General features: G+C 76.8%; 2 protein-coding genes. One reads left to right on the top strand and one right to left on the bottom strand.

Features of this window, described 5'->3' with window-relative positions:
- Window positions 1-126: 126 nt before the first annotated feature.
- Complete coding sequence (locus ACFW1A_RS40225; RefSeq protein WP_380418654.1) at window positions 127-729, bottom strand: hypothetical protein; 603 nt, start codon at window positions 727-729, stop codon at window positions 127-129.
- Between the two features lie 345 nt (window positions 730-1074).
- On the opposite strand from ACFW1A_RS40225, the gene ACFW1A_RS40220 reads away from it, so the two are divergent.
- On the top strand, window positions 1075-1809 hold the full coding sequence (locus tag ACFW1A_RS40220; protein ID WP_380418652.1) for a Clp protease N-terminal domain-containing protein: 735 nt from the start codon (window positions 1075-1077) through the stop codon (window positions 1807-1809).
- Window positions 1810-2057 lie beyond the last annotated feature (248 nt).

Raw genomic sequence — 2057 nt, 5'->3', positions numbered from 1 at the left:
GGGGGGCTGTTAGTGGTGTATTCGAGCCAGGCCTACCGGGGCCGGGGGCGCGCGGGGGGCCCGGCGCGGAACCGCGGCGGCCCACCCCCGGTGGGGGGGTGGCCCGACGTCAGGTCCGACGGTCCGTCACTGCGACGGGCTGTCCGTGGCCCCCGGGGAGGCCTCGGCGGACGGGGCGCCCGAGCCGCGGGCGGGCAGCAGGGGCTCGCAGGTCTTGTAGGCGGCGGCGGTCGCCGGGTCGGCGGTGTTCAGGGCGCGCAGGCCGCCGCTGGTCGGGAGGGTGACCCCGTGGTCCTTCAGGCAGCTGGTGAACGCCTGCATCGCGCTGCTGTTGAGGCCGCCGCCACCGCCGCGACCCTGGCCGCCGCCCTGCGGGCGCAGCGAGGCGCAGGCCTGCATCGCGGCCTGGCGCGCCGGGTCCGGCGAGCCGCCCCCGCCGAAGAAGCCGCCGCCGCCCGGGCGGTCGCTCGCGCCGCCGCTGGGGCGGTCACTGGGCCGACCGGACGGGCGTCCGCTGGGACGGCCCGACGGGAGGGTGACGCCGTGCTGCTTGAGGCAGTCGCTGTACGCGGCGAACGCCGCCTGCTGGTCGCCCGAGGCGCCGGCGGAGGGCGAGGCCGAGGCCGGCGCCGGGGAGGCGGTGGTGGCCGAGGACGAGCAGCCGGTCAGCAGCAGGCCGGCGGCCAGCAGCGCGGCGGCCCCGGCGGAGCGGATGGTGGTCCGGGTCAAGGCCGGTGCCTCCTGGTCATCGGTGGAGCGGGTCACTGAGGACTCTCCCGCACGGTCGTTGGGAAAGGCTGGGCCTCGCTGGGAGGTTCCCGCGCGGGAGCCGGGTCGTTCACCGTCATCCGTGACCGTTATCCCCCGATATCGGACCATCCGCGGTGAAGACGCTCCCAGGCGGCTCCCAGGCTCTTCGAAGCGCGACCTGGTCGAACCTTTGCCCGCCCTTCGCCAGGCCCTGCCCCGCCCGGCCCGACATCCTGCCCCGGTCCGGCGATCTTGGGGTTATATCGCCATGCCCCCAGGGGGAGTACAAAGGACTCGTCCACTCCCGCACGGAGGAGCACCCCGATGCCCAAGATCAACGTGTACCTCTCCGACGAGCTCGCCGAGGCCGTCCGCGCCGCCGGCCTGTCCGTCTCGCCGATCTGCCAGCGCGCCCTGGAACAGGCGGTGCGCCGGGTGACCGCGATCCGCGAGGTGGTCGCCCACGACCTGGAATCGGTGGACCGGGCCGGCAACCTGGCCCGGTTCACCGAGCGCGCCCGCACGGTGCTCAAGCTCGCCGCCGAGCGCGCGCAGGCCGAGCAGGCGCCGAACATCTCCACCGCGCACCTGCTCACCGGCCTGCTCGCCGAGGGCGGCAACCTGGCGCTGCAGGTGCTCGGCGCCCTGGAGATCACCCCCGCGCAGCTGACCGCCCGGCTGACCGAGACCGCCGCCGGTGACGAGCCCGGCAGCAGCGCCGACGGCGAGCTGCGGGTCAGCGGCCCGGCGGCCGAGGTGCTGGAGCTGACCGTGGCCGAGGCGGCCGGGCTGGGCCACAACTACGTCGGCTGCGAGCACCTGCTGCTCGGCCTGGTCGCCGAGTCCCAGGGCACCGGCGGGCGGGTGCTGCGCGAGGCGGGCGCCGAACAGCGCCTGGCCCGGCGGGCGGTGGCGGCGGCACTGGCCGGCTACGGGCACCTGCGGGCCACCCACCTGGTGCAGCCGGCCGCCGGCGCCGACCTGGCGGCGCTGCTCCAGCGCGAACTCCAGCCGCTGATCGCCCGGATCGAGCAGTTGGAGGCCCGGCTGCCGCAGTGATCGGCGCGGCCGCGGCCCGGGCCCCGGGCGCGGGTTAGACCCGCGTTAGGCCTCACCCCCATGATCGCCGAGGACCATCGCGCACGGAGCGGCGACCACCCGGTCGCCGCTCCGCCGCCGCTCCGCACTCGACGTCCAGGGGGACCCATGCACCACCCACGAGCCCGCGGCCGCACCACCGGTGCGGTCCGGGCCGGCTCGCTGCTCGCCGCAGCGGCGCTGCTGCTGCCCGGCGCGGCCCTCGCCGC

The sequence above is a fragment of the Kitasatospora sp. NPDC058965 genome, assembly GCF_042741245.1.
Lineage (GTDB): Bacteria > Actinomycetota > Actinomycetes > Streptomycetales > Streptomycetaceae > Kitasatospora.
Note: the sequence above shows the minus strand (reverse complement) of the source record. Positions and strands in the feature narration are given on the sequence as shown.

Coding starts and splice junctions, on each gene's coding strand:
- ACFW1A_RS40220 (WP_380418652.1), top strand. CDS start 1,075: ATGCCCAAGATCAACGTGTACCTCTCCGACGAGCTCGCCGAGGCCGTC.